The 19232-nt window shown below is 60.6% G+C and carries 21 protein-coding genes; 15 read left to right on the top strand and 6 right to left on the bottom strand.

All coding sequences use genetic code 11. The features are described 5' to 3' along the window. Positions 1–194: 194 nt before the first annotated feature. The 4 genes from ACOYXI_RS11345 to ACOYXI_RS11330 all read left to right on the top strand — a co-directional run bounded on the left by ACOYXI_RS11345 (position 195) and on the right by ACOYXI_RS11330 (position 4507). Complete coding sequence (locus tag ACOYXI_RS11345) at positions 195–908, top strand: GntR family transcriptional regulator (RefSeq protein WP_027612372.1); 714 nt, start codon at positions 195–197, stop codon at positions 906–908. Next, positions 905–1903, top strand: coding sequence for an ADP-ribosylglycohydrolase family protein (locus tag ACOYXI_RS11340; RefSeq protein ID WP_210558185.1), 999 nt, complete (start codon positions 905–907; stop codon positions 1901–1903). The genes ACOYXI_RS11345 and ACOYXI_RS11340 overlap by 4 nt, the downstream gene beginning before the upstream one ends. A gap of 215 nt (positions 1904–2118) precedes the next feature. Beyond that, the gene (locus tag ACOYXI_RS11335) at positions 2119–3585 is read left to right on the top strand and encodes a purine-cytosine permease family protein (RefSeq protein ID WP_098965008.1); all 1467 of its coding nucleotides are present in this window, start codon (positions 2119–2121) and stop codon (positions 3583–3585) included. Next, a complete protein-coding gene (locus ACOYXI_RS11330) occupies positions 3578–4507 on the top strand; it encodes a PfkB family carbohydrate kinase (RefSeq protein ID WP_135296328.1) in 930 nt (309 codons plus the stop codon). Before ACOYXI_RS11335 ends, ACOYXI_RS11330 begins: the two co-directional genes overlap by 8 nt. A 116-nt stretch (positions 4508–4623) precedes the next feature. On the opposite strand, the gene ACOYXI_RS11325 is transcribed toward ACOYXI_RS11330, so the two are convergent. The 4 genes from ACOYXI_RS11325 to ACOYXI_RS11310 form a co-directional block, all read right to left on the bottom strand. Continuing rightward, positions 4624–5004, bottom strand: coding sequence for a Rho termination factor N-terminal domain-containing protein (locus ACOYXI_RS11325; protein WP_134787064.1), 381 nt, complete (start codon positions 5002–5004; stop codon positions 4624–4626). Between the two features lie 63 nt (positions 5005–5067). Beyond that, complete coding sequence (locus ACOYXI_RS11320) at positions 5068–5325, bottom strand: hypothetical protein (RefSeq protein ID WP_096794892.1); 258 nt, start codon at positions 5323–5325, stop codon at positions 5068–5070. A gap of 44 nt (positions 5326–5369) precedes the next feature. After that, entirely contained in the window at positions 5370–5714 is a 345-nt protein-coding gene (locus tag ACOYXI_RS11315) for a hypothetical protein (protein ID WP_096794893.1), read from the bottom strand. 97 nt (positions 5715–5811) lie between these two features. After that, positions 5812–6465, bottom strand: a complete 654-nt coding sequence (locus ACOYXI_RS11310) for an HD domain-containing protein (protein ID WP_210558187.1) — start codon at positions 6463–6465, stop codon at positions 5812–5814. 215 nt (positions 6466–6680) lie between these two features. Between ACOYXI_RS11310 and ACOYXI_RS11305 the strand changes: the two genes are divergently transcribed. The 10 genes from ACOYXI_RS11305 (at position 6681) to ACOYXI_RS11260 (ending at position 15117) form a co-directional block, all read left to right on the top strand. Continuing rightward, positions 6681–7160 (top strand): GNAT family N-acetyltransferase, encoded by a 480-nt coding sequence (locus ACOYXI_RS11305; RefSeq protein ID WP_003226995.1) that lies wholly within the window; start codon positions 6681–6683, stop codon positions 7158–7160. Positions 7161–7318: 158 nt separating this feature from the next. Then, a complete protein-coding gene (locus ACOYXI_RS11300) occupies positions 7319–7981 on the top strand; it encodes a hypothetical protein (protein ID WP_135296326.1) in 663 nt (220 codons plus the stop codon). Beyond that, entirely contained in the window at positions 7978–8472 is a 495-nt protein-coding gene (locus tag ACOYXI_RS11295; protein WP_098965003.1) for a PAAR domain-containing protein, read from the top strand. Before ACOYXI_RS11300 ends, ACOYXI_RS11295 begins: the two co-directional genes overlap by 4 nt. Positions 8473–8477: 5 nt before the next feature. Further along, positions 8478–9212, top strand: a complete 735-nt coding sequence (locus tag ACOYXI_RS11290; RefSeq protein ID WP_098965002.1) for an alpha/beta hydrolase family protein — start codon at positions 8478–8480, stop codon at positions 9210–9212. After that, a complete protein-coding gene (locus ACOYXI_RS11285; protein ID WP_098965000.1) occupies positions 9209–9736 on the top strand; it encodes a hypothetical protein in 528 nt (175 codons plus the stop codon). The genes ACOYXI_RS11290 and ACOYXI_RS11285 overlap by 4 nt, the downstream gene beginning before the upstream one ends. Positions 9737–9941: 205 nt before the next feature. Beyond that, complete coding sequence (locus tag ACOYXI_RS11280; RefSeq protein ID WP_461674850.1) at positions 9942–10931, top strand: 2-dehydro-3-deoxygalactonokinase; 990 nt, start codon at positions 9942–9944, stop codon at positions 10929–10931. Between the two features lie 19 nt (positions 10932–10950). Beyond that, the gene (locus tag ACOYXI_RS11275) at positions 10951–11571 is read left to right on the top strand and encodes a 2-dehydro-3-deoxy-6-phosphogalactonate aldolase (protein ID WP_041069252.1); all 621 of its coding nucleotides are present in this window, start codon (positions 10951–10953) and stop codon (positions 11569–11571) included. A gap of 48 nt (positions 11572–11619) precedes the next feature. Continuing rightward, positions 11620–12768, top strand: coding sequence for a galactonate dehydratase (gene dgoD, locus ACOYXI_RS11270; protein WP_098964998.1), 1149 nt, complete (start codon positions 11620–11622; stop codon positions 12766–12768). A gap of 180 nt (positions 12769–12948) precedes the next feature. Continuing rightward, entirely contained in the window at positions 12949–14253 is a 1305-nt protein-coding gene (locus ACOYXI_RS11265) for an MFS transporter (protein ID WP_098964997.1), read from the top strand. A gap of 60 nt (positions 14254–14313) precedes the next feature. Next, on the top strand, positions 14314–15117 hold the full coding sequence (locus ACOYXI_RS11260; RefSeq protein WP_461674849.1) for an IclR family transcriptional regulator: 804 nt from the start codon (positions 14314–14316) through the stop codon (positions 15115–15117). On the opposite strand, the gene ACOYXI_RS11255 is transcribed toward ACOYXI_RS11260, so the two are convergent. Beyond that, positions 15114–16166: an NAD(P)-dependent alcohol dehydrogenase gene (locus tag ACOYXI_RS11255; RefSeq protein WP_098964996.1), complete on the bottom strand. Its 1053-nt coding sequence runs from the start codon at positions 16164–16166 to the stop codon at positions 15114–15116. The two genes, ACOYXI_RS11260 and ACOYXI_RS11255, sit on opposite strands and share 4 nt — an antisense overlap. Positions 16167–16356: 190 nt before the next feature. On the opposite strand from ACOYXI_RS11255, the gene ACOYXI_RS11250 reads away from it, so the two are divergent. Further along, positions 16357–17247, top strand: a complete 891-nt coding sequence (locus tag ACOYXI_RS11250; protein ID WP_007961974.1) for an AraC family transcriptional regulator — start codon at positions 16357–16359, stop codon at positions 17245–17247. Between the two features lie 184 nt (positions 17248–17431). Here the strand turns inward: ACOYXI_RS11250 and ACOYXI_RS11245 are convergent, their stop codons facing one another. After that, entirely contained in the window at positions 17432–19096 is a 1665-nt protein-coding gene (locus ACOYXI_RS11245; protein ID WP_461674848.1) for an electron transfer flavoprotein-ubiquinone oxidoreductase, read from the bottom strand. Positions 19097–19232: the final 136 nt, after the last annotated feature.

The following is a 19232-nucleotide window of genomic DNA, read 5'->3' as shown; positions in this document are numbered from 1 at the left end:
TCGACCTGAAAGTGCTTTGCTGAATCCATAATCGACTGGATTTTTCAGGTCGATGTAGAGCGTGAAACTGCTCGGTCAGTCCCCTCTCCCTCCGGGAGAGGGCTAGGGTGAGGGGCTTTTGATTCTCCCGCCTTCTGTCACCTTCCCTAAATTTCCCTTGCCCGTCCGCGCCCGTTTCGGGTATCACTTTGTACATGATTAGACAGGTACGATTTGACAAGAAACAACGGGTGGTCGACGAACTCGTCCGGCGCATTGAAAGCGGCCTCATGGAGGACGGCTTTCTGTTGCCCGGCGAGCATCAGTTGGCTCAGGAATTCAACGTCAGCCGTGGCACGTTGCGCGAAGCGCTGGCCGAACTGAAGCGGCGCAATTACATCGCCACGCAAAGCGGGGTCGGCTCGATCGTCACCTTCGATGGTGTCGCGCTCGATCAGCGCAGCGGCTGGGCGCAGGCGTTGGCCGACAGCGGGGCGCTGATCAACACCGAAGTGCTGCGCCTGGAAGCGGTGACGCGGCCTGATCTGCTTTCGCGCTTCGGCACCGACCAATTCATCACCCTCGATCGCCGTCGTCGTTCCAACGACGGCACGCTGGTGTCCCTTGAACGTTCTTTGATGCCGGCCACCGGTGGCCTGGAAAGCCTGCCGCGGGTCGGTCTGATCGACAACTCGCTGACCATCACCCTCGCTGCCTACGGCTACATCGGCGAGCGCGGCGATCAGTGGATTGGCGCCGAACCACTCAATGCCGAAGACGCCGAACTGCTCGGGCGCCCGGTCGGCACCGTGTTCCTCAAGGCCCTGCGTACCACATACGACCGGCAGAACCGTTTCATGGAGCAGGTCGAAAGCCTGCTCGACCCGGTGCATTTCCGCCTGCACCTGCAATTTGGAGAATCGAAATGACCGCGCTCAACCGTGCCCTCGGTGCGTTTTATGGCCTGGCCCTCGGTGATGCGCTGGGCATGCCGACGCAATCGTTGAACCGCGAAACGATCAAGACCCGCTTCGGCCACATCACCGATCTGCAGGATGCCGGTCCTCTGCAACCGATCGCCGCCAACATGCCCAAGGGCTCGATCACCGACGACACCGAACAGGCGATTCTGGTCGGCGAGTTGCTGGTCGAAGGCAAGGGTCAGATCGAGCCGGCAGTCCTCGCCCAACGGCTGATCGAATGGGAAGCCGAGATGCAGGCCAAGGGGTCGCAGGACCTGCTCGGCCCGTCGACCAAACGCGCCATTGAAATGATCCTTGCCGGCCACTCGCCGGAGGAGGCCGGGCGTTACGGCACTACCAATGGCGCGGCGATGCGCATCACTCCGGTGGGCATTGCGGCAGACGTCGCCGATCCCGAGCGTTTCATTACGGCCGTGGTGCAGGCCTGTCAGGTCACCCACAACACCACGCTGGGGATTTCCAGTGCGGCGGCGGTGGCGGCGGTGGTCTCGGCCGGGATCAACGGCATGGATCTGGGCGAGGCATTGAACCTTGGCCAGCAGATTGCGCAACAGGCCGAGGCACATGGGCACTGGGTGGCCGGCGGGCGCATCGCTTCGCGCATCAGTTGGGCGCGAACCATCAGCGTCGACAGCGACAAGGCCCTGCTGGCGGATCTGCTGTACGACGTGATCGGCACTTCGGTGGCCTCGCAGGAATCGGTCGTGGTGTCGTTCGCCCTGGCGCAGCAAGTGGCCGTTGGCGAGATGAGCGCATTCGATGCGTTGTGCATGGCCGCCAGTCTTGGCGGCGACACTGACACCATCGCGGCAATTCTCGGCGCCATGCTCGGGGCCTGCCTGGGCCTTGAGAGCTGGCCTGCGCCGATGATTGCCACGGTCAAAGCGGTCAATCATCTGGAGCTTGAACCGTTGGTGCAGGGGCTGTTGACCCTGCGTTGACTGAGCTGACGCCTTCGCGAGCAAGCCCGCTCCCACAGGGGATTTGAGCCGTTCACAAATCTCCTGTGGGAGCGGGCTTGCTCGCGAATGGCGCGCTGCGGATTACGGATTTTTACCCCGCAATGGATCGCACAGACAGGCCGAGGATGGCCGGGATGTCTTGTCGTTTTGAGTCATTGCCACAACCACAATAAAGGCAAACAGGAGCACTGTTCATGAGTTCAACAAACGCCGGGCCAAGCGCCGGGCAACTGGAAACCCGCGGCATTGAGCCGGTGCCGGAAGCTGAGTGCAACGGTCATCCGCTGCAACTGTTCTGGGTCTGGTTCGCCGCCAACATTTCCATTCTCGGCCTGCCATTGGGCGCCACGCTGGTGGCGTTTCGCGGGCTGGCGATCTGGCAGGCGATCATCGTTGCCATCGTCGGCGCCGCCGGTTCGTTCGCCGTGGTCGGGATCATCTCGATTGCCGGCCGCCGTGGCCGCGCGCCGAGTCTGACTCTGTCGCGGGCGATCTTCGGCGTGCGTGGCAATATCGGCCCGACGCTGGTCTCGCTGATGTCGCGTCTGGGCTGGGAAACGGTCAACACCACTACCGCGGCGTTCGTGCTGCTATCGCTGTGTTCGATCCTGTTCGGCTCGCCGGTTGAAGCGAAAAGTGCGCCCGTGCTGACGCTGATCTTCATCGCGATTTTCGTGCTGCTGACCCTGTCGGTTTCCGGCCTCGGTCACGCCACCTTGCTGGTGATCCAGAAGTGGGCGACCTACGTGTTCGGCGCGCTGAACATTCTGGTCGGCGGCTTCCTCTGCGCGACCATCGACTGGAGCGCGGTGTTCAACGCCACGCCAGCGCCGCTGAGCGCGATGATCATCGGCATCGGCACCATGGCCGCCGGCACCGGGATCGGCTGGGCTAACGCGGGTGCGGACATGTCGCGCTATCAGCACCGCAGCGTCAAGGCTGTACGGCTGGTCGCCTCGGCGGCGTTCGGTGCGGGGATTCCGCTGGTGCTGCTGATCACCCTCGGCGGCCTGCTGTCGGTGGGCAACAACGATCTGGCATCGGCGACTGACCCGATCGTGGCCATCCGCGACATGCTGCCGACCTGGATGGCCGTGCCGTACCTGATCACCGCGTTCGGTGGCTTGCTGCTGTCGAACAACCTGTCGGTGTACTCCGCCGGTCTGACCACGCTGACCCTCGGTCTGAAGGTCAAACGCGTCTACGCGGTGGTGGTCGACATCGTGGCGATCTTCGCCGGCTCGATCTACTTCATGCTGATTGCCGACAGCTTCTACGGCCCGTTTATCACCTTCATTTCGCTGCTGGCGGTGCCGATCACCGCGTGGGTGGGGATCTTCGTCGTCGACCTGATTCACCGTCACTACTACAGCCCCAAAGACCTGCTCGACGTCAGCCCGAGCAGCGCCTACTGGTATCGCGGCGGCATCGAGTGGCGCGCGTTCGGCGCGTGGGCGATTGCCATCGTGCTCGGCTTCAGTTTCACCACCATCGGCACCACCGCCGAGAACGTCTGGTTCAAGGGCTTTTTGTCCGACTCGTGGCTGGGCCACAACGGCCTCGGCTGGATCGTGACCTTCGTGGTCGCCGGTGGCATTTACCTGGTTCTCGGCGGGGCGAAAGATCGTCGCGCCGCGCAAGTCGAGAATGCTCATGCCTAAGATGTTGCACACCGGCCAGGTCATTATCGACTTGGTCATGGCCGTGGATCAGTTGCCGCAAGTCGGCGGCGATGTGCTGGCGCAGTCTGCCGCTTTCGAGGCTGGCGGCGGCTTCAACGTGATGGCCGCAGCCGTACGCAATGGTTTGCCGGTGGTTTATCTCGGTCGCCATGGCTCCGGACGTTTTGGTGACTTGGCGCGTCAGGCGATGAAGGATGAAGGCATTCACATCGGCATCCAGATGCCTGCACAACGCGATACCGGGATATGCGTGGCGCTGACCGATGCGTCGGCCGAGCGCAGTTTCATTTCCTACATCGGCGCTGAAGGTGAGGTGACCGGAGAGGACTTGAACAGCGTGGCGGCCGAGGCGGGCGACTACGTTTATGTAAGCGGTTACAGCCTGCTGCACGCAGGCAAGGCGCAGGCGCTGCTGGACTGGACGCTGGCGCTGCCGGAGGTGATCAACGTGGTGTTCGATCCGGGGCCGTTGGTGGAGTCGCCGGACTCGCCGTTGATGCGGGCGCTGCTGCCGCGCATTGATGTGTGGACCAGCAACAGCGTCGAGGCGTTGCGCTTTACCGAGGCTGCAGACATTGCTCAAGCGCTGGATCGGCTGGCGGATCATCTGCCCAAGGATGTGCTGATGGTGGTGCGCGATGGACCACAGGGTTGCTGGATTCAGCAGCGTGGCGAGCGTCGGCATGTGCCGGGGTTTGCGGTAAAAGCCGTGGACAGCAACGGGGCGGGTGATGCCCATGCCGGGGTGTTCGTCGCCGGGTTGGCGCAGGGTTTGCCCGCCCATGAGGCGGCGCGGCGGGCGAATGCGGCAGCGGCTTTGGCAGTGACACGATGGGGGCCGGCGACTGCGCCGGGAGTTGCTGAGGTGGATGCGTTTATCCACGAGTCCTGCGGCGATTGATCAACCGCCTTCGCGAGCAAGCCCGCTCCCACAGGGGGGATTTGCGTCTTTCACAACTCCAATGTGGGAGCGGGCTTGCTCGCGAAGAGGCCATACGGCTCAGCACAAAATATGGATCAGCCGGCCTTGCGCAACGCCGCAATCAACTCATCCTTGCGCATCGAAGAACGCCCGGCAATGTTCTTCGCCCGCGCCTCTTTGCGCAGACTGTCGAGAGTCTGCGTCTCGCGCGAGGCCTTGCTGTCGCGCGCATGTCCCCCGCGACTGGCCACCGCTCGCCGCGATGATTCTTTGCGGTCTTCGGACTTGGCACTCGCCGGTTTCTTGCGTCCGGAACCGCCAGCCTTTTCGCCGCCGCCCGACTGTTTGTTGACCGTCGCCCAGGCACGCGCCTCGGCTGCATCCTTCGACAAGCCTTTTTTCTCATAGCTGTCTTCGATGTGTTCGGCCTTGCGCTTCTGTTCGGCGGTGTATTTGTCTTTGCTTCCACGAGGCATGGGATTTCTCCTCTTGTGTGCAGATTCGGCCGCTCGCCGCACCGGCAGCGAGCGGCCTGAGGTCTACTGCAGATCCAGCTTGCGCGCCGCTTCGACGCCAGCCGCACTGAGCTTGATCGGCAGATTCAACGAGTGTTCGCCGGCCTCGTTGCAGGTCACATGACCGTGGTGGATCAGTCCGCGATCCTGCAGAGAGGCGAGGGCGCTGGCCACCACTTTCTCGCCGCGATAATTGTCCAGCACCTCTTTGCCCAGTCCGCTCGGATGGGCATGCAGCAGGCGGGTGAGGACTTCTTTTTCCAGGTTTTTATCGACGTTCATGGTTACCTCTTCATGGATGTGAATAGGACGCTCGCGTCGGCGAACTACTGGCTGCCGCCCTCGGAGCCCGAGCCACCGGTGGTGGTTTTCGAGCCGATGCCGGGGCCGGCGTTATCGGGTGTGGCGGGGGAGTCAGGGGTGTTCATGCCACCCTGGCGGCCGGGGTCGCTGCCTTGGGTGCGTGGGTCGGTGCCAGTGGCAGGTGGCTGGTTGATCAATGGAACCCCGGAGCCATCGGTGTTCATGCCTGGGGCACTGTTGATGGCCGGGGCGCGCGGTGATGGAACCGGATCGGTGGGGCCTGTGCCCGCTGCGGTGGTGGACGCGGCGAAGACCGCTGGGCAGAGCAGGGCACTGAATACGAGGGCAGTCAACCTTGACGGGATCATAGGGCTTCTCCAGTGATTGAATTCCTTACCTGTGTTTGGTCTGCCCTTGAATCGGATTGGTGCCTGATGAGCGACGAACGGTCGAGACACAGGATTATCAGTCGAGGCCGATTTCTTCCTTGAACTGCTCCATGAAACCCTTCAGGCGTTGATGGCGGATCTGCGCCAGACGCTGACCGGCGCCAGTCTGGAAACCATCGGCCAGGTGCAGCAGCTTGGTCTGAAAGTGATCGAGGCAGAAGCGGGTGTCGTCGTAGTCGCGCTCCTTGGCTTCAGGGTCGAGCGGGTCGTACAACGCACTGCCCATGCGCCCGGCGACGTAGAAGGTGCGGGCAACGCCGAGCATGCCCAGCGAGTCTAGCCGGTCGGCGTCCTGGACCAGTTTCGCTTCGAGGGTCAGCGGGGTGATGTTGGCGGAAAAACTGTGGGCTTCGATGGCGTGGGTGACGCCACTGATTTTGCTTTCGGGCCAGTCCAGATCGGCCAGCACGTTGGCGGCTTTTTCTGCGGCGAGGCGCGAAGCCTGCGAGCGCAGCGGCGAGTTTTTTTCCACGGACACGCAATCGTGCAGCAGCACGGCAGCGAGCAACACTTCCAGGTCGCCACCTTCCTCGGCCTGCAAGGTGCGCGCGTTGTGCCAGACCCGTTGCAGGTGGGCGAGGTCGTGGGCACCGTCGTCGCCGGGTTCGAGGGCGTGGGGCAGCAGTGCTGCTGCAAGCGCCTCCACGGGCATAAAAATCTCAGTGTTCATGAGCATCCTTTCAGACTGGCGAAGTTCCTGTGGGAGCGGGCTTGCTCGCGAAGGCGTCAATCCAGTCACCATCATTGTTGTCTGTCAGACCGCTTTCGCGAGCAAGCCCGCTCCCACATTGCAATATCGGCGCAGGATATTCTCTGTGTTGCCATGTGACGAGCGCCGCATCCGGCCTTAGTATGGCGCTTTCCCTTTTCCGACAAGGCCCGTTCATGACGATCGAAATCCGCCCGGCGACCCCCAGCGATGCACCGCAAATCCTCGCCTTCATCACCGAACTGGCAGATTTCGAAAAGGCTCGCCACGAAGTGATCGCCAGCGTCACCGACATCGAGCGCAGCCTGTTCAGCGAGGGCGCCACCGCCCACGGCCTGATCTGCCTGCGTGACGGTGTGCCGATCGGTTTTGCGGTGTTCTTCTTCAGCTATTCGACGTGGCTCGGCAGCAATTGCCTGTACCTCGAAGACCTCTACATCACCCCCGAACAACGCGGCGGCGGCGCCGGCAAAACCCTGTTGCGGCATCTGGCGAAAATTGCCTGTGCCAATGACTGCGGGCGCTTCGAATGGAGCGTGCTGGACTGGAACACCCCGGCCATCGAATTCTACAAATCCCTCGGTGCGCAGCCGCAGGAAGAGTGGGTGCGCTATCGCATGGATGGCAAGGTGTTGCGTGAGTTTGCCGAAGGCTGAGGAGATGATGGCAATCCGATGTTGAAGTGATTGCCGCCACCGCTCTAGTCCGGCATTCTACGCGCCATTTTTGCGCGCTCACGGACGACACCTGCAATGCTTCTGGCAAAACTTCTCCACGCCCGTGGGGCCTTCGCTGTGTCTCTGAGTGACCGGCGATGAGCGGATTGCGGGCGTCAATGCGCCTGTATGGCCTGGTGAAAAACTCAGGCTGCTCTGACAACCCTCAGCGTCAACCGGTAGACATCCTGTGCATCGTCAATCGCACGGGCGGCAAAGCCATTCGTGCGTTTGTGTCGCGGCTCGACGCCGAACTCATGACACGCAGCGCCGGCCTGGGTGACTACCGTGTGATCGCGTTACGCCACTTCGAGCCGAATGCGTTTATCGACGCGCATCAGGGCTGGCTGACGCTGCACATCTGTTGCGGTTTCGTCGCCCCCGCCAGCCATTCGTTGCTCAAGGACGGCGCGTTGATGCCGATGGGCTGGTACGTCTATTCCGAGATCGGCCAGTGGACCGCCGAACATCATCTGGACCTCGGCGTGCAAATGGCCGATCTGCTGCAAACGGCTTACGAGCGTAATCAACTGCGCAATTACAACGCCTGGCTCAACGAACTCGACGACGCCGCGCCGGCCGAACTGGCCTGGCAAACCGACCGCGCCTGGCGACATCTGCAAACTGCCACATCACCCGACAGCCGTGAGCACTGCCACGCACTGTTCGACCCTGTCGACAACCGCTGGCGCTTCGCCGCGACCGACATCGACATCCATCAGCCGCACCCGGAACCTCTGAAGCAAGGAGCTTTGAATTGAGTGGTAAACCCGCCGCCCGCGTCACCGACCCGACCGCCTGCCCATTGCCAGGCCATGGCACCAACCCGATCGTTTCCGGCTCGCCCGACGTCTTCTTCGACGGCCTCGCCGCTGCGCGCATGACCGACAAATCAGCCTGTGGCAGCCCGATCACCGGCGCTGTTTCCGGCACCGTATTCATCAACGGCCTGAACGCCGCAACCCTCGACAGCACCGGTGGCCACGGCAATGTCGTGGTCGGTGGTTCGGGCACGGTGATGATTGGACAAAGTGGCGGAGGGGCAGCGTTTAGTGGGTTGTTGCCGATGCCGGTGCATTTCAATGATCGGATGCAGGTCGTTAATGAAGCCACGGGCGAACCTATTCCCGACCACCCTTATGCGATTCAGCGAGGCGATGGGCGTGTTGAGCATGGCATCACCGATGAACAGGGCTTTACCCATATGGTCAGTTCGCATTTGGCCGAAACTATTAAACTGTTCGTAGAGTGATCGAAATGGAAGTCGAAAATCCCGCACTCAACGATTGTAAAACTGAAGTGGCTGGTCATGAGTTGACCTGCAAGACTGATCAGAGCGTAAAACAGGCTGCGGTTAAAGTAAAAAAAGTTGCAGTGTTTTTTATTGGCGGTGCTGGGGATAAGGAAGAGTACTATCAAAATGAGCCGCCGCATCATAATGTGATGAATGCATGGAAGCAGTTAGAGAAGCGTCTTACTAATGAGCAGAAAGTTGAGGTGAATCTGCCATACATAAGTTACAAAGACGTTCGCGGTGAAAAAGATATTAAAAAGTACGTCGAGCGTCCTTTGAAAGGTGATAAGTCGGTCTATATTGTCGTTGTAGGTCATAGTTTGGGTGGTTGGAATGGTGCACATCTGACTTCGATTTTGAAAGAGCGCGGTTACACCGTAAAGGTATTGGTAACGCTTGATCCTGTTGGCGGTGGCACAGGTGTCTGGATGGTGTCTGATATATATTTCACGACACCGAAGCCCTCGGCAGATTATTGGGTCAATGTATTGGCTTCGCCCAAAGTGACGGATTCATCTGATAACGTTGCCAGCATGGGCGAGCGTTGGGTTATGACATCTGGGCCAGCTATCAACGAAGCGGTAGACGCCAACCATCGTCAGGCAGGGGTCATGTTTGGCGCTACGCTACAGGGTGGTAAATCGGCATGCGATATTGTGTATGAACGTTTGAGTCAATATTTGGAATCTTCGAAATGAAGTCGTTGTTTGTTTTTCTGACACTGCTACTGTGCAGTTCTTGCACTAAGCAACCGGTTCTTCCGGTCATTGATATTGACTTGATTTCTGTCAGTGGTGGAGATGATCACTCATCTTTAGGTATTAAGTTTGGTTCGAAAACCGATCTGTTGAATTTTTTTCAGGATGTGACCGGGGAAAGTCAGTTGGGCGAGTCTTTGTTCTGCTCGCTGGATAAGGATGTCGAGTTTAAGGATTTTGACAAGTTGACTCAGTATTTGGTGGGGGATTTTGTTGAGCTTGATAGTTCTGGATCTAAAGCGGAGCATATTTATATGGCCAAATTGTCCTCGTTTAAAAAAGAGGATGAGGGCGTATCAAATATTTTTATGCCTGCCAGTGAATTATTGCAGGTATTAGGTCAGCGTAATGTCATCTCTTGTAAGGTGTTCACTTCTGCTTATTCATTCGGTGGATATTATTCGAAGTCAATGCTCATCCCAGCAACTGACATCGTGCGTGCGATTCAAGAGAAGCGCGATTGATGGGGCTGAGAGGATTCCGGCTGCTACTGATTGCTGGTTTTTTAACGTGTCGTCCTGCCTGCACCTGAACGGACGTCGTTCAGCGTTAGACAAAATGGACTGATTTAATCCCAAAATATGGGATGTAAAATTACATATTGAGATTTCGCGCTTGAAAGGTCTATAGTCCGTCGCACTCACTGCCAAAAACAAAACAGGTGAAGCGATGCAGGCGCAATTGATCGCGCTCGACTGGGGGACGACCTCATTACGTGCTTATAAACTCGCGGCGGGCGGGGTGGTGCTGGAGCAGCGTGCGCTGTCGTCCGGGATCATGCAGTTACCGAAGACGCCGCGAGTCATCCACGGTGGTGAATGCGCCGACGGCTTTGAACTGGCCTTCGAAGAGGCGTGTGGCGACTGGCTCGAGGCGCAGCCGGATCTGCCAGTGATCGCCTGCGGCATGGTCGGCAGCGCCCAGGGCTGGCGCGAAGCGGCCTACTGCGAGACGCCGGCGAACGTCGCCAATCTCGGAAATTCCTTACAAACACTGGTCAGTCTGCGCGGCACGCGGGTACATATCGTGCCGGGGGTGATCCAGCGTTCGCGTCTGCCCAATGTGATGCGCGGCGAAGAAACTCAGGTCCTCGGCGTACTGCAGAACCTGCCGGCCGAGGCGGGCGGCGATCTGTTGATCGGTCTGCCGGGTAGCCACTCCAAGTGGGTGGAGGTGGTCGAGGGCCGCATCACTCATTTCGACACCTTCATGACCGGCGAAGTGTTCGCTGTGCTCAGTGAGCACAGCATTCTCGGGCGTACCCAGCAACAGGGTGCGGCGTTCGACGGGTTGGCGTTCGACCGTGGCGTGCAAGTGGCGCTGTCGGCGGACGGCGAACTGGGCGTGCTCTCCACATTATTCAGTGCCCGCACCCTGGGCCTGACCGGTGAACTGGCGCCGACGGCGCAAGCGGATTACCTCTCTGGCCTGATGATTGGCCATGAACTGGTGGCGCTTGCCGCAGCCCAGCGGCACCGACGCAATAGTGCGCATCTGCCGTCGATCATCCTCATCGGCAACGCGCAACTCTGCGCCCGTTACGGCCGTGCCCTCAATGCCTGCGGTTTCGCGCGCGTCACGCTGGCCGAGCAGGCCACCGAGCGTGGCCTGTGGCAACTGGCGCTGGCCGCCGGGCTGCTTGATTCCTTATCCCGTTAACCCTGACTGGAGGCCTGACATGCTCAAGCAAGCATTGGCACAAAACGGTCTGATCGCAATCCTGCGTGGCCTGCATCCGCAGGAAGCCGCTGCTGTCGGAGAAGTCCTGTATGCCGCCGGATTTCGCGTCATCGAAGTACCGCTCAATTCCCCGTCGCCGTACGAAAGTATCCGCATCCTGCGTCAGACCTTGCCCGCCGATTGCCTGATCGGTGCCGGCACGGTGTTGACCCCGGAGCAGGTCGAGCTGGTGAAAGAGGCCGGCGGCCAGGTGATCGTGATGCCACACAGCGACGCCAAGGTGCTGCGCGCAGCGAAAGCGGCGGGGCTGTACCTGTCGCCGGGAGTAGCGACGCCGACCGAAGCGTTCGCGGCGCTGGAGGAGGGCGCGGACATTCTCAAGCTGTTCCCGGCCGAGCAGATGGGCCCGGCGGTGGTCAAGGCGTGGCTCGCGGTGTTGCCCTCCGGGACGGTGCTGGCGCCGGTCGGCGGGATCACCCCGGACAATATGCAAGCGTTCATCGACGCTGGTGTGAAAGGTTTCGGCCTCGGTTCCGGCCTGTTCAAGCCAGGCATGACGGTTGAGCAAGTGGCGGCCAATGCCAAGGCCTACGTGGCTGCCTGGAAGGCCCTTCGCTGAGATTTATCCGGCGCTGCGTGCGCTGCATCTAACAAGAGAGACAAACAGATGAAAATCACCAAACTCACCACCTTCATCGTCCCGCCGCGCTGGTGCTTCCTCAAGGTCGAAACCGATGAGGGCGTGACCGGTTGGGGCGAGCCTGTGGTCGAAGGCCGCGCCCACACCGTCGCCGCCGCCGTTGAGGAATTGTCCGACTACCTGATCGGCAAAGACCCACGCAACATCGAGGACATCTGGACCGTGCTCTATCGCGGTGGCTTCTACCGTGGTGGCGCGATCCACATGAGTGCGCTGGCCGGTATCGATCAGGCGCTTTGGGACATCAAGGGCAAGGCTCTCGGTGTGTCGGTCAGTGATCTGCTCGGCGGTCAGGTGCGCGACAAGATTCGTGTGTATTCGTGGATCGGTGGCGATCGTCCGGCCGACACCGCACGTGCCGCGAAAGAGGCGGTGAGCCGTGGTTTTACTGCGGTGAAAATGAACGGCACCGAAGAGCTGCAGTTCCTCGACTCCTTCGAGAAAGTCGATCTGGCCCTGGCCAACGTTGCCGCCGTGCGCGATGCCGTCGGGCCGAACGTCGGTATCGGCGTCGACTTCCACGGTCGGGTACACAAGCCGATGGCCAAGGTGCTGATGAAGGAGCTCGACCCGTACAAACTGATGTTCATCGAAGAGCCGGTGCTCAGTGAAAACTACGAAGCGCTGAAAGAGCTGGCACCGTTGACCAGCACGCCGATCGCCCTTGGCGAGCGGCTGTTCTCGCGCTGGGATTTCAAGCGGGTGCTGAGCGAAGGCTACGTCGACATCATCCAGCCGGATGCCTCGCATGCCGGCGGTATCACCGAGACCCGCAAGATCGCCAACATGGCCGAAGCCTACGACGTGGCGCTGGCGCTGCATTGTCCGCTGGGGCCGATTGCGCTGGCGGCGTGCCTGCAACTGGACGCGGCTTGTTACAACGCGTTTATCCAGGAGCAGAGTCTGGGTATCCATTACAACGAGAGCAACGATCTGCTCGACTACGTGAAGGATCCGCGAGTGTTCGACTACGAACAGGGCTTCGTGAAGATTCCGAACGGGCCAGGGCTGGGCATCGAGATCAACGAGGAATACGTGATCGAACGCGCGGCGGTCGGCCACCGCTGGCGCAACCCGATCTGGCGCCATGCCGATGGCAGTTTTGCCGAGTGGTGAGTGCCTTCTGACTCACCACAAATCCTTGTGGGAGGGGGCTTGCTCCCGAATGCGGCATGTCAGCTAAAGAGATGTCGACTGACACTCCGCATTCGGGAGCAAGCCCCCTCCCACAATTGATCTCCATGGATGGGAGATGGCGTCAATGAGCTCAAATAATCATAAGAAGAGGCACCCCCCATGCCAACGCAAACCCTCACCGGGCAGGCGTCTTTAGTCACGCCTAGCCGCAAGCGGTTTTTCATCATGGTGTTGCTGTTCATCACCGTGGTCATCAACTACCTCGACCGCAGCAACCTGTCGATTGCCGCGCCCGCGCTGACCAGTGAACTGGGCATCGACCCGGTTCACGTCGGGCTGATTTTCTCCGCATTCGGCTGGACCTACGCCGCGATGCAGATTCCCGGCGGCTGGCTGGTGGATCGGGTGCCGCCGCGCATCCTCTACAGTGTCGCGCTGCTGCTGTGGTCGCTGGCCACGGTGCTGCTCGGTTTCGCTGCGAGTTTCATTGCGCTGTTTGTGCTGCGCATGGCGGTCGGCGCGCTGGAAGCACCGGCCTATCCGATCAACAGCCGCGTGGTGACCACCTGGTTTCCCGAGCGTGAGCGGGCCACGGCGATTGGTTTCTACACCTCCGGGCAGTTTGTCGGCCTGGCGTTTCTGACGCCGGTGCTGGCCTGGCTGCAACATGAATTCGGCTGGCACATGGTGTTCGTCGCAACCGGTGCGGCTGGCATCATCTGGGCAGCGATCTGGTACGCGGTGTATCGCGAACCGCGAGACTTCAAAGGCGCCAACGACGCGGAGATCGACCTGATCCGCGAGGGTGGCGGACTCGTAGACATTCAAGCGCAGACGGCCAAGGCCTCGTTCAGTTGGACCGATCTCGGTATCGTCCTCACTAAGCGCAAATTGTGGGGCATCTACCTCGGTCAGTTCTGCCTGAACTCGACGCTGTGGTTTTTCCTGACGTGGTTCCCGACCTACCTGGTGAAATACCGTGGCATGGACTTCATCAAGTCCGGGCTGTTGGCCTCGCTGCCGTTTCTCGCGGCCTTTGTCGGCGTGCTGTGCTCGGGGTTCTTTTCCGACCTGTTGATCCGGCGTGGCTGCAGCGTGGGCTTCGCGCGCAAGTTGCCGATCATTGGCGGGCTGCTGATTTCAACCTCGATCATCGGCGCCAATTTCGTTGAATCGACACCGCTGGTGATTGCCTTCCTGGCGTTGGCGTTTTTCGGCAACGGTCTGGCCTCGATCACCTGGTCGCTGGTCTCGACCCTCGCTCCGGCGCGTTTGCTCGGCTTGACCGGTGGGGTGTTCAACTTCATCGGCAATCTGTCGGCGATTGCTACGCCGATTGTCATCGGTTTCCTCGCCAGCGGTGATTCGTTCGCCCCGGCGATCACCTACATCGCGGTGCTGGCGCTGATCGGTGCATTGTCCTACGTGCTGCTGGTGGGCAAGGTCGAGCGTATCGAGTTGTAGTCGTCTGCGTCGGGCGACCATAATGCCGCCCGTTCCCTCGCTCAACGGTAAAGGCTGGATATGCAGGAAGACGCCCCGGAAAAAACCAAGGACGCCGCGCCCACCGGCACCCAGACCCTGCTTCGCGGCCTGGGTGTGGTGCAGGCGGTGGCCAGTGGCGCCCGCGATTTGAAAGAGATCGCCCGGCTGATCGGCACCACGCGCAGCACCACCCATCGCCTGGCCAGTTGCCTGGTGGACGAGCGCTACCTGCGCGTGGTGCCACAAATCGGCTATCTGCTGGGGCCGAAGCTGATCGAGCTGGGGTTTCAGGCGCGCGAAGAGTTGCCGCTGGTGAGTCTGGCCGGGCCGTACCTGGACGAGTTGTCGGCGCTGACCGGCGACACCGTGCACCTGGGCATTCGTGAGGGCGACGAGGTCTTGTATCTGCTGAAGAATCCGGGGCGTAACGGCCCGGAAATGCGCTCGCGGGTCGGCCACCGCATGCCGTTGGCGCGCACCGGGATCGGCAAGGCCTTGATGCTCGATGATGCGCCGCAGGATTGGCAGCGGCTGTACGACATCAGCCTGCCGGCGGGTGGGAAGAGTCAGTTCTGGCCGCAGCATCTGCAGCAGTCGTGGGAACAGCTCGAACAGCGCATGACCGAGTACGTAGCCGGTGGCTACGCCTTCGATCTGGAGGATAACGAACCGTCGATCCGCTGCGTGGCGGCGCCGATTCGTGATGCGAGCAAGCGCATTGTGGCGGCGATCAGTATCGCCAGCACCGTGCCGTACATGCCGCTGGAAAAAATGGCCGAGCTGATCCCCCTGATCAAAGGGGTCACAGCCCGGCTCTCGGCAGAGCTCGGTCTGAAGGTTTAAAGCTTCAACGTCGCCATGTCGATCACGAAGCGGTACTTCACGTCACCGGCAATCATCCGCGCGTAAGCCTCGTTGATCTGGCGGATGTCGAGCATTTCGATGTCGCAGGTGATGTTGTGCTCGGCGCAGAAATCCAGCACTTCCTGGGTTTCGGCAATGCCGCCGATCAGCGAACCGGCCAGCACGCGGCGGCCCAGCACCAGGTTGGCGGCGTGCACGGGCGGATCGATCGGCTCGATCAGGCCGACCAAAATGTGCACGCCATCAAAGCGCAGGGTTTGCAGGTACGGGTTGAGGTCGTGCTGCACCGGAATGGTGTCCAGCAGGAAGTCGAAGCGGCCTGCAGCGGCAGCCATCTGCTCGGCATCGGTGGAGACGATCACATGATCGGCGCCCTGACGACGACCTTCCTCGGCCTTGCTCGCCGAACGGGTGAACAGCGTGACTTCCGCACCCATGGCCTTGGCGAACTTGATGCCCATGTGGCCGAGGCCGCCCATGCCGAGAATCCCGACCTTGTCACCGGCCTGGACCCCATAGTGCTTGAGCGGCGAGTAGGTGGTGATGCCGGCGCAGAGGATCGGCGCAGCACTGGCCAGGTCGAGTTTCTCCGGGATGCGCACCACGAAGTGCTCGCTGACCACGATGCTGTCCGAGTAGCCGCCCATGGTGTTGCTGCCATCGACCCGGTCCGGGGTGGCGTAGGTCATGGTCGGGCCTTCGAGGCAGTATTGCTCGAGGTTCTGCTGGCAGGCAGCGCAGGTGCGGCAGGAGTCGACCATGCAGCCGACACCGACCAGATCGCCGACTTTATGTTGAGTGACGTTCGCACCAACGGCGGTGACTTTGCCGACGATCTCATGGCCGGGCATCAACGGATAAACCGCGATGCCCCATTCGTTGCGCGCCTGGTGGATGTCGGAGTGGCAGACGCCGCAGTAGAGGATCTCGATCGCCACGTCGTCAGCGCGTGGGCTGCGGCGTTCGAATTTCATCGGGGCGAGGGGAGTGGTGGCCGATTGAGCGGCATAACCGATAGCGGTGTACATAAGAAACCTCGCAGAAGCAGTGACAGGTGAGGTGGCGCATTTTGGGCGCCGTCTGCCGCTGCGGCCATGACGATTCCTCCGGGTCTCATGCCTAATCCTCCGGCATGCAGGTCTGGGCAAGCGCATTGGCAAAAGGATCTGCGATGATGCTTGCATGCCTTTTTCCGTGACTTTTTTGAAGACCCCTCCGATGCAGTTGACCCGTCACCTTGATGCCAATGCCACGCTGGTTTCGCTGATCGAGCCGCTGGCGCTCTGCGATGGTTACAGCCAGACCGGGTTGCCCGGCGTGCAGGTGTTGCGCGCCAGTTGCGACGTGGCGCGTGGCCCGCACATTTATGAGCCGAGCCTGATGATTATCGCCCAGGGCAGCAAACTGGCGTTCCTCGGCCCGCGCACCATGGAGTACGGCGCCGGGCACTATCTGATTCAGGCGCTGCCGGTGCCGTTCGAGTGCGAAACCTTTGCCTTGCCGGATGCGCCGTTGCTGGGGGTGTCGGTAGCGATTGATCGGGTGCTGCTCGGTGAATTAGTGCTGGCCATGGGACTGGCGCCCGGGCGGCACATTCCGGCGCAAACGCCGGAGTCGATGACCTCGGTGGTGCTCGACGATGACATGCGCGGCTGCGTCGAACGCTTGTTGCGCTGCCTGCACGATCCGCTGGAGCGGCAGATTCTCGGGCCGGCGCGGGTGCGTGAATTGCTGTTCACCGCGCTGCGCGGGCCACAGGCCGATGTGTTGCGCGCGCTGGTCGAACAGCAGGGACAGTTCGCCCGGGTGGCGGCGTCGATCAGTCATCTGCATGCGCATTACACCGAGCCGCTGAACGTCGAGACTCTGGCCAGTTGCGCGAACATGAGCGTGTCGTCCTTCCACGAGCACTTCAAGCGCAGCACGCTGTTGTCGCCGGTGCAGTATCTGAAGCGCTTGCGCCTGCTCAAGGCGCAGACCTTGCTGGTCGCCGAAGGGCTGGGCGTGGCGCAGGTGGCGCATCGGGTGGGGTATCAGAGTACGTCGCAGTTCAGTCGTGAGTACAAGCGCTACTTCGAGCGTAGCCCTGGCGACGAACGCGTTGCCTGAGTCGATTAAGATCCCTTGTGGGAGCGGGCTTGCTCGCGAATGCGGTGTATCAGTCAATGAATGGGCTGAATGACACACCGCATTCGCGAGCAAGCCCGCTCCCACAGTTGTTTTGTGGTGAAACAGAAAACCTGGGCAACAAAAAGGCCCCCGTTTCGGGAGCCTCGTTGTTCAGCGATACGGCTTACATGTTCGGGTAAGTCGGGCCGCCAGCGCCTTCCGGCGTGACCCAGGTGATGTTCTGCGAAGGGTCCTTGATGTCACAGGTCTTGCAGTGCACGCAGTTCTGGGCGTTGATCTGGAAGCGTTTTTCGCCGTCTTCCTTGGTGATCACTTCGTAGACGCCGGCCGGGCAGTAGCGCTGCGCCGGTTCGTCGTACAGCGGCAGGTTCTTGCTGATCGGGATGCTCGGGTCGGTCAGCTTCAGGTGGCACGGCTGTTCTTCTTCGTGGTTGGTACCGGAGATGAACACCGAGCTCAGTTTGTCGAAGCTGAGTTTGCCGTCCGGCTTTGGATAGTCGATCTTCTTGCAGTCGGCCGCCAGTTTCAGGCAAGCGTAATCCGGCTTGGTGTCATGCAGGGTGAACGGCAGTTTGCCGCCGAAGATGTTCTGGTCCAGCCAGTTGAAACCACCGCCGACGATCGCGCCGAACTTGTGGATCGCCGGGCCGAAGTTGCGGCTGGCGAACAATTCATCGTAGAGCCAGCTCTTCTTGAACGCCTCGACGTAGGAGGTCAGCTCTTCAGTGCCATCCTTCTCGGCGAACAGTGCGTCGGCCACCGATTCAGCGGCGAGCATGCCGGACTTCATCGCGGTGTGGCTGCCTTTGATCTTGGCGAAGTTCAGGGTGCCGAGGTCGCAACCGATCAGCGCGCCGCCCTTGAAGACCATTTTCGGCAGCGAGTTCAGGCCACCTTTGCAGATCGCACGGGCGCCGTAGCTGACGCGCTTGCCGCCTTCCAGGTACTGGGCCAGCACCGGGTGATGCTTGAGGCGCTGGAACTCGTCGAACGGCGACAGGTAAGTGTTGCTGTAAGACAGATCAACGATCAGACCGACCACTACCTGGTTGTTTTCCAGGTGATAGAGGAACGAGCCGCCGGTGTTTTCGGTGCCCATGATGTCCAGCGGCCAACCGGCGGTGTGCACCACCAGACCTGGCTGGTGTTTGGCCGGGTCGATTTCCCAGATTTCCTTCAGGCCGATGCCGTAGTGCTGAGCGTCGGCATCGCTGTCGAGGTTGTAACGCTTGATCAGTTGCTTGCCGATGTGGCCACGGCAGCCCTCGGCGAACAGCGTGTATTTGCCACGCAGTTCCATGCCCGGGGTGTACAGGCCTTCTTTCGGGTTGCCTTCGCGGTCGACGCCCAGATCACCGGTGATGATCCCGCGCACGATGCCGTTTTCGTCGATCAGCGCTTCCTGAGCGGCGAAGCCCGGGTAGATTTCCACGCCGAGGTTCTCGGCCTGCTGGGCCAGCCAGCGGCACAGGTTGCCGAGGGAAATAATATAGTTGCCTTCGTTGTGCATGGTCTTGGGCACAAAGAAGTCAGGAATTTTCTGCGCACTGTCGGCGTTTTTCAGCACGAAAATGTCATCGCGGATGACCGGGGTGTTCAGCGGGGCGCCGAGTTCTTTCCAGTCCGGGAACAGTTCGTTCAGAGCACGTGGTTCGAACACGGCACCGGAAAGGATGTGTGCGCCGACTTCGGAGCCTTTTTCGACCACGCAGACGCTGATTTCCTTACCGGCTTCGGCGGCCTTCTGCTTCAGACGGCAGGCGGCGGACAGGCCAGCGGGGCCGGCACCGACGATGACCACGTCGAATTCCATGTATTCGCGTTCCACAGGCTATCTCCTACTCAAGGCTCAACAGTTTTTTTTCTAATTTGGAGGTTCGGTGTCATATCCGTTATTGCCTTTACGTTAACGTCAAGGGTAATAATGGGCAAACCACCTTTCTCTCTAGGCGGCGCATTATATC

The sequence above is a fragment of the Pseudomonas sp. G3-19 genome (genome assembly GCF_054855875.1).
Note: the sequence above shows the minus strand (reverse complement) of the source record. Positions and strands in the feature narration are given on the sequence as shown.

Coding starts and splice junctions, on each gene's coding strand:
- ACOYXI_RS11345 (WP_027612372.1), top strand. CDS start 195: ATGATTAGACAGGTACGATTTGACAAGAAACAACGGGTGGTCGACGAA.
- ACOYXI_RS11340 (WP_210558185.1), top strand. CDS start 905: ATGACCGCGCTCAACCGTGCCCTCGGTGCGTTTTATGGCCTGGCCCTC.
- ACOYXI_RS11335 (WP_098965008.1), top strand. CDS start 2,119: ATGAGTTCAACAAACGCCGGGCCAAGCGCCGGGCAACTGGAAACCCGC.
- ACOYXI_RS11330 (WP_135296328.1), top strand. CDS start 3,578: ATGCCTAAGATGTTGCACACCGGCCAGGTCATTATCGACTTGGTCATG.
- ACOYXI_RS11325 (WP_134787064.1), bottom strand. CDS start 5,004: ATGCCTCGTGGAAGCAAAGACAAATACACCGCCGAACAGAAGCGCAAG.
- ACOYXI_RS11320 (WP_096794892.1), bottom strand. CDS start 5,325: ATGAACGTCGATAAAAACCTGGAAAAAGAAGTCCTCACCCGCCTGCTG.
- ACOYXI_RS11315 (WP_096794893.1), bottom strand. CDS start 5,714: ATGATCCCGTCAAGGTTGACTGCCCTCGTATTCAGTGCCCTGCTCTGC.
- ACOYXI_RS11310 (WP_210558187.1), bottom strand. CDS start 6,465: ATGAACACTGAGATTTTTATGCCCGTGGAGGCGCTTGCAGCAGCACTG.
- ACOYXI_RS11305 (WP_003226995.1), top strand. CDS start 6,681: ATGACGATCGAAATCCGCCCGGCGACCCCCAGCGATGCACCGCAAATC.
- ACOYXI_RS11300 (WP_135296326.1), top strand. CDS start 7,319: ATGAGCGGATTGCGGGCGTCAATGCGCCTGTATGGCCTGGTGAAAAAC.
- ACOYXI_RS11290 (WP_098965002.1), top strand. CDS start 8,478: ATGGAAGTCGAAAATCCCGCACTCAACGATTGTAAAACTGAAGTGGCT.
- ACOYXI_RS11285 (WP_098965000.1), top strand. CDS start 9,209: ATGAAGTCGTTGTTTGTTTTTCTGACACTGCTACTGTGCAGTTCTTGC.
- ACOYXI_RS11280 (WP_461674850.1), top strand. CDS start 9,942: ATGCAGGCGCAATTGATCGCGCTCGACTGGGGGACGACCTCATTACGT.
- ACOYXI_RS11275 (WP_041069252.1), top strand. CDS start 10,951: ATGCTCAAGCAAGCATTGGCACAAAACGGTCTGATCGCAATCCTGCGT.
- dgoD (WP_098964998.1), top strand. CDS start 11,620: ATGAAAATCACCAAACTCACCACCTTCATCGTCCCGCCGCGCTGGTGC.
- ACOYXI_RS11265 (WP_098964997.1), top strand. CDS start 12,949: ATGCCAACGCAAACCCTCACCGGGCAGGCGTCTTTAGTCACGCCTAGC.
- ACOYXI_RS11260 (WP_461674849.1), top strand. CDS start 14,314: ATGCAGGAAGACGCCCCGGAAAAAACCAAGGACGCCGCGCCCACCGGC.
- ACOYXI_RS11255 (WP_098964996.1), bottom strand. CDS start 16,166: ATGTACACCGCTATCGGTTATGCCGCTCAATCGGCCACCACTCCCCTC.
- ACOYXI_RS11250 (WP_007961974.1), top strand. CDS start 16,357: ATGCAGTTGACCCGTCACCTTGATGCCAATGCCACGCTGGTTTCGCTG.